Origin of the sequence: Flavobacterium sp., assembly GCF_029242675.1 — a bacterium.
Taxonomy (GTDB): Bacteria; Bacteroidota; Bacteroidia; order Flavobacteriales; family Flavobacteriaceae; genus Flavobacterium.
The window spans coordinates 1-5,860 of record NZ_JAQWTM010000086.1 but is presented as its reverse complement, the minus strand read 5'-3'; the positions used below and the strand labels follow the sequence as shown (position 1 = coordinate 5,860).

The following is a 5,860-nucleotide window of genomic DNA, read 5'->3' as shown; positions in this document are numbered from 1 at the left end:
ATGGCGACTTAGGAATGATGCAAAAGAACGACATTGTAATTTGCATATCAAAAAGCGGGAATAGTCCCGAAATTAAAGTTTTGGTGCCCCTCTTAAAAAGATTTGGGAACACCTTAATTGCTATTACTGGAAACATGACTTCATTCCTAGCAAAAGGAGCGGATCACATCTTAAATACAACCGTTGATCAAGAAGCTTGCCCCATTAATTTAGCGCCTACGAGTAGTACTACTGCACAACTTGTAATGGGAGATGCCATCGCAGTGTGTTTAATGGAACTTCGCAACTTTACAGCCGAAGATTTCGCCATCTATCACCCAGGAGGTGCATTGGGTAAAAAATTACTACTTCGCGTAAAAGACATGCTGGAACATACGTTAAAACCAATGGTTGCTCTTGATGCTCCAATTAAAAAAGTTATTTTTGAAATCTCAGAAAAAAGACTTGGAGTTACTGCAGTTGTAGAAAACGAAAAGGTAGTTGGAATCATAACTGACGGTGATATTCGTAGAATGCTGAATGACCGAGATACCTTTGCTGATTTGACTGCGAAAGACATTATGACCAAAAACCCTAAGATGATCGAATCGAATGATATGGTAATTGACGCCTTCAATATCCTCGAGGATAACGCCATCACTCAATTAGTAGTAGTCGATAAGGGGATTTATCAAGGCGTACTGCATTTACACGATATTTTAAAAGAAGGAATAGTATAATGGCTAAGAAAAACATAAACGAGATGTCCTTTTTAGATCATCTTGAAGATCTAAGATGGCTACTAGTACGAAGTACCATTGCTGTAATTGTAATGGCGATGGTAACTTATTTTATCAGTGACTATTTATTTGACACTATCATTTTTGGACCTACACGACCTACATTTTTTACCTATACTTTCTTTTGTGAGTTATCGAGTTATTTAGGAATAGGTGACACGATTTGTATCACTGAAATGCCGTTTATCATTCAAAACACTGAGATGGAAGGCCAAGTAAATGTCTTTATTTGGATTTGTATTCTCGCTGGTTTCATTCTTAGTTTCCCTTATATTTTATGGGAAGTTTGGAAATTCATAGGTCCTGCATTGTATGAGAAAGAAAAGAAAAACGCTAAGGTGTTCATCTTTTTCTCGTCAATACTCTTCTTTTTGGGAGTGCTATTTGGCTACTTTGTGGTAATCCCAATGTCTGTTAACTTTGTAGCCACTTTTACAGTGAGTGATGTAGTTAAAAATCAGTTTACTTTAGACTCTTATATTGGTATGGTGAAAACATCGGTGCTCGCTAGTGGCCTGTTTTTTGAATTACCTATTATCATTTTCTTTTTGACAAAACTAGGTCTTGTAACACCTAATTTTTTAAGAACGTATCGAAAATATGCTATTGTATTGGTACTTATTATTGCGGCAATTGTTACGCCTCCTGATGTAGTAAGCCAAACGATAGTTGCAATCCCAATGTTATTAATCTACGAAGCAAGTATATGGATATCCGTATTTGTTTCAAAAACTAAACAAGAATAAAATGGCTGATATTATCGAAGAATTCAACGAATACCGTTCTAGAATGAACGAAAAACTTTTGGCAGACAACAACAAAATTGTCAAAAGAATATTTAATCTAGATACAAACGCTTACGCTGCTGGAGCTTTAGATGTTAAAACAAAAGAATTACTTGGTTTAGTTGCTTCGGCTGTTTTACGTTGCGATGACTGTGTAAAATACCATTTAGAAACTAGCCATAAAGAAGGTGTGACTAAAGAAGAAATGATGGAAGCTATGGGAATCGCGACCTTGGTTGGCGGTACCATTGTTGTGCCTCATTTACGTAGAGCTTACGAGTTTTGGGAAGCTTTAGAGGAAAATAGCTCAAAATAAACTTCCTTGTTGGTGCACTAACTATTTTATTACCTCAGGTCTCAGAGACTAAAATAGTGTTAAGATTTTAAATAGTTCCTTTGTTTATTCGTTTATTTGTAACGACCAAGCAAAGGAATCTTTCAATTTAGTATTCCTTGCCCGTTTAAAACGAAAACCATGATATTAAGAGCAGACAATTTAATAAAAACATATAAAGGGCGAAGCGTCGTTAAAGGCATTTCGGTTGAAGTAAATCAAGGCGAAATTGTTGGTTTATTAGGACCCAATGGAGCGGGAAAAACTACTTCTTTTTATATGATTGTTGGATTAGTGAAACCGAATTCAGGAAATATATATTTAGATGATTTAAATATCACTGATTACCCAATGTACAAACGTGCACAGCAGGGAATAGGTTATCTTGCACAAGAAGCATCGGTTTTTAGAAAACTTAGTATCGAGGATAATATTTTAAGCGTATTGCAATTGACCACTCTTTCTAAGGAAGAGCAGGTCGCTAAAATGGAAAGCTTAATTTCTGAATTTAGCTTGGAGCATATTCGTACCAATCGTGGGGATTTATTGTCAGGAGGAGAACGCCGCCGAACAGAGATTGCGCGCTGCTTAGCCACGGATCCTAAATTTATTTTATTGGACGAACCTTTTGCGGGTGTGGATCCCGTTGCTGTGGAAGACATTCAAAGAATTGTCGCTCAGTTAAAAAACAAAAATATTGGTATCTTGATTACTGATCATAATGTGCAAGAAACCTTAGCGATAACTGATAAAACGTATTTGATGTTTGAAGGAGGAATCTTGAAAGCAGGTGTACCCGAAGAATTGGTAGAAGATGAAATGGTTCGCCGTGTTTATCTTGGACAAAACTTCGAACTACGTAAAAAAAAGCTAGAGTTTTAATGCATTCCCTACAGACCATTTAAAAGCAATTGACATGAGTACACCCGAAAAACCATCGAAAGAAACGCTTGAAAAATGGCACAAAAACCCTAACAATTGGAAGTTTGTTTTTTTTTACTTCAACAAAGAAGACAAACGATTACTGCCTCCCAAAAGACAAGAATGGATGGGTTGGACAGTTAACTTCGCTAACTTAAACTCGGTTTTGTTTTTCGTTGGAATGATGTCTTTTTTTATTTTTATCACACTATACATAGCGATGAATAAATCGTAGCTATTTAATTTTTCACGTGAGGGATAATAGTGGAAATCCTTTTATGGGCTTTTTTCGCCCAGAAAAGATTGCAACGTATAGCCCGACACAACTGGAACGATAGTGGAAGTTGTGGCACGCCCAAAACAATACTCTCTTAAAACTACTTTTATTCCAGGGTGATAAACTGCAATTGCTGCAAATCGCCGTTGTAAATATTGATATCAACATTGCCTTTTATTCCGGGAACAGTTCCTTTTTCGGTGAATTGCCAAAACAACCAATCGTCCTCTATTTTTTCGCGGTAAAAGTTATAATTCGCAATCCAAAAAAGATAATCGGAGAATTCCTCTTTTAAAAAATCATCATAATATTTTTCGCCTGTATAAATGATTGGTTTCATTTTATAATGGGTTTCAACAGCTTCTAACCAGCGTCTTAACCCAATTTTTAAGCGCGTCATGGATTGATTTTCGGATAACTTTTCGATATCTAACACCGGTGGCAAATCGCCTTTATGCAAATGCACCGTTTTTATAAACAATGCCGCTTGCTGCAATGAATTTTCATTAGGACGGTAGTAATGATAGGCGCCTCTGATGAGTTTATTTTTCTTGGCTCCAAGCCAATTTTCCTCAAATGCTTGGTCTACTCGATCCATTCCAACGGTGGCACGGATAAATGCAAAGCGAATGGCGTACTTGCTTTCTAGCGTATCTACCTGGGTCCAATCAATCGTTCCTTGGTATTCAGATACATCAATTCCTACTGCTTTGATCCCCTTGTTTTCTAACACTTGAAAATTACGAACGTCGGAAATGCGTTTTTGTTCCGCCGATTCTCTGGCGATTTTATTGGATTTAAAGCTCAAATAATAGGCTAAACCATGACGGTAGTGATAAGCAGCCGCTACCACAAAAATAACAAGCAGCGCGTATACGAGATACTTAATTACTGTTTGCCGAAACGAATTTCTTTTTATTATCCTTCGAGCTTGCGGCTTTGGTCTAACGCTTTGTCTTTTCATCTAACGAGAACCGATTGCTGATTATAGATAATAATACGTAGGTAAGAATGATAAGCGGTATTGCCAAATACTGCAAAACGACCAGTAAAACCATCGCGAAGGTTAGAAACAGAATTTGAAGTGTATTGTCCTTTAAATTGAATTTTTTAATTTTTAATGAAAACAGCGGAATCTCAGCATTTAAAATATAAGCACTGAAAAGAGTAATGAGCAACAATACCCATTGATTGGTCAGTATCTCCAAAACTATCAAGGAATCTGAATACAAAACCACGAGCGGTAAGCTCATGATAAACAAGGTATTGGCCGGAGTTGGCAATCCAATAAAGGAATTTGTTTGCCTGATATCTATATTAAAATTAGCCAATCTATAGCAAGAGCCTAAAGTTATAATGAATCCTAAAAATGGCAGATAGGGATTGGTTGATATTTCGTGTTGACTATTTGACAATAAAAAATACATCACAAAACCGGGTGCTACACCGCTAGTAACCATATCAGCTAGAGAATCTAATTGCAATCCTAAGGGACCCGCAACTTTTAATAATCGAGCGAAAAAACCATCGAAAAAATCAAAAAATATACCCAAACTCACAAAGTAAAAAGCCTTTTCAAAATCTAATTTAGCGATGAAAACAACTGCAATACAACCACAAAAAAGGTTAATAAGTGTAATAAAGTTAGGGATGTGTTTTTTAATATTCATAGTTTGTGTGCTTTAATAATAAGTGGACACAAATTTAGCATAATAAGTGAGTTTAATGTCCGTTTTGAATAGAGATTATTAACAGTCGAGTTGGTTTCTTATATATTACCACAAATCACGATCTCAGCTCAATAAAAAATTATATTTTTGATAAAAATAGCAGTTTTAGCTGCCGCCTTTAAAAAACACCCGCTTTGAAAAAAAAGTTTTCTATTATTTTACTTCTCCTTACTAGTATTTCTTTCGGGCAAACCGCTAGGAAATACTCGAATGAGTTTATGAATATTGGTGTTGATGCAGCGGCGCTTGGCATGGCTAATACCGTTAGTGCCTCGACTGGCGACGTTAATTCAGGCTACTGGAATCCGGCTGGATTAATGCGATTAGAAGAAAAGCAAGTCGCTTTGATGCATGCCAGTTATTTTGCTAACATTGCTCAATACGACTATCTTGCCTATGCAAGTCCTATCGATGATCAATCGGCTTGGGGAATATCATTAATTCGTTTTGGGGTTGATGATATTTTAAACACCACTGAATTAATTGATAGCGAAGGCAATATTGACTACAACCGAATTAGTCTTTTCTCTACGGCTGACTATGGATTTACCTTTTCGTATGCTCGTAAACTTCCGGTTCAAGGATTTCAATATGGTGTTAATGCTAAAATAATCCGAAGAGTCATTGGGAAATTTGCTGATTCTTGGGGTTTTGGTTTTGATGTGGGTCTACAATTTGAAAAAAATGACTGGAATTTTGGCTTGATGTTACGCGATGTGACCACTACCTATAATGTGTGGAATATTAATGAAAAGGAGTATCAAAAAATTGCAGATGCTGTTCCTGGACAAAACCAAGAATTACCAGAAAGCACCGAGATTACCCTGCCAAAAGCACAACTAGGAATTTCTAAAAAATTTATCATTCGGTACGACTATAGCCTTATGGCTGCTGCCAATGCCACGATGCGGTTTACCAAAACAAATGATTTAATTGCCACGGATTACGTAAGTGTCGATCCTGCTTTAGGTTTCGAATTTGGCTATACTGATCTTGTTTTTGTACGAGCAGGTGTTGGTAATTTCCAGAATGTA

8 protein-coding genes are annotated in these 5,860 nt (G+C 36.6%); 6 read left to right on the top strand and 2 right to left on the bottom strand.

What is annotated here, in order from left to right:
- The 5 genes from P8M54_RS03570 to P8M54_RS03550 form a co-directional block, all read left to right on the top strand.
- Positions 1–719, top strand: a 719-nt coding sequence (locus P8M54_RS03570; RefSeq protein ID WP_300285265.1) for a KpsF/GutQ family sugar-phosphate isomerase, incomplete at its 5' end; no start/stop codon positions are given.
- Positions 719–1,525, top strand: a complete 807-nt coding sequence (gene tatC, locus P8M54_RS03565) for a twin-arginine translocase subunit TatC (protein WP_300285263.1) — start codon at positions 719–721, stop codon at positions 1,523–1,525. The genes P8M54_RS03570 and tatC, both read left to right, overlap by 1 nt.
- 1 nt (position 1,526) lies before the next feature.
- Positions 1,527–1,880, top strand: coding sequence for a carboxymuconolactone decarboxylase family protein (locus tag P8M54_RS03560; protein ID WP_300285260.1), 354 nt, complete (start codon positions 1,527–1,529; stop codon positions 1,878–1,880).
- 159 nt (positions 1,881–2,039) lie between these two features.
- Positions 2,040–2,780 carry an LPS export ABC transporter ATP-binding protein gene (gene lptB / locus P8M54_RS03555; protein ID WP_300285257.1) on the top strand — a complete coding sequence of 247 codons (741 nt, stop codon included), beginning with the start codon at positions 2,040–2,042 and terminating at the stop codon, positions 2,778–2,780.
- 34 nt (positions 2,781–2,814) lie between these two features.
- A complete protein-coding gene (locus P8M54_RS03550) occupies positions 2,815–3,054 on the top strand; it encodes a DUF5808 domain-containing protein (RefSeq protein WP_300285255.1) in 240 nt (79 codons plus the stop codon).
- A gap of 148 nt (positions 3,055–3,202) precedes the next feature.
- Here P8M54_RS03550 and P8M54_RS03545 read toward each other — a convergent pair whose 3' ends face one another.
- The gene (locus P8M54_RS03545) at positions 3,203–4,060 is read right to left on the bottom strand and encodes a glycoside hydrolase family 25 protein (RefSeq protein WP_300285252.1); all 858 of its coding nucleotides are present in this window, start codon (positions 4,058–4,060) and stop codon (positions 3,203–3,205) included.
- Positions 4,041–4,766 carry a CDP-alcohol phosphatidyltransferase family protein gene (locus tag P8M54_RS03540; RefSeq protein ID WP_300285249.1) on the bottom strand — a complete coding sequence of 242 codons (726 nt, stop codon included), beginning with the start codon at positions 4,764–4,766 and terminating at the stop codon, positions 4,041–4,043. The genes P8M54_RS03545 and P8M54_RS03540 overlap by 20 nt, the downstream gene beginning before the upstream one ends.
- A 278-nt stretch (positions 4,767–5,044) precedes the next feature.
- Between P8M54_RS03540 and P8M54_RS03535 the strand changes: the two genes are divergently transcribed.
- Positions 5,045–5,860 (top strand): PorV/PorQ family protein (locus P8M54_RS03535; protein ID WP_300285268.1); only part of this gene is annotated, 816 nt, incomplete at its 3' end.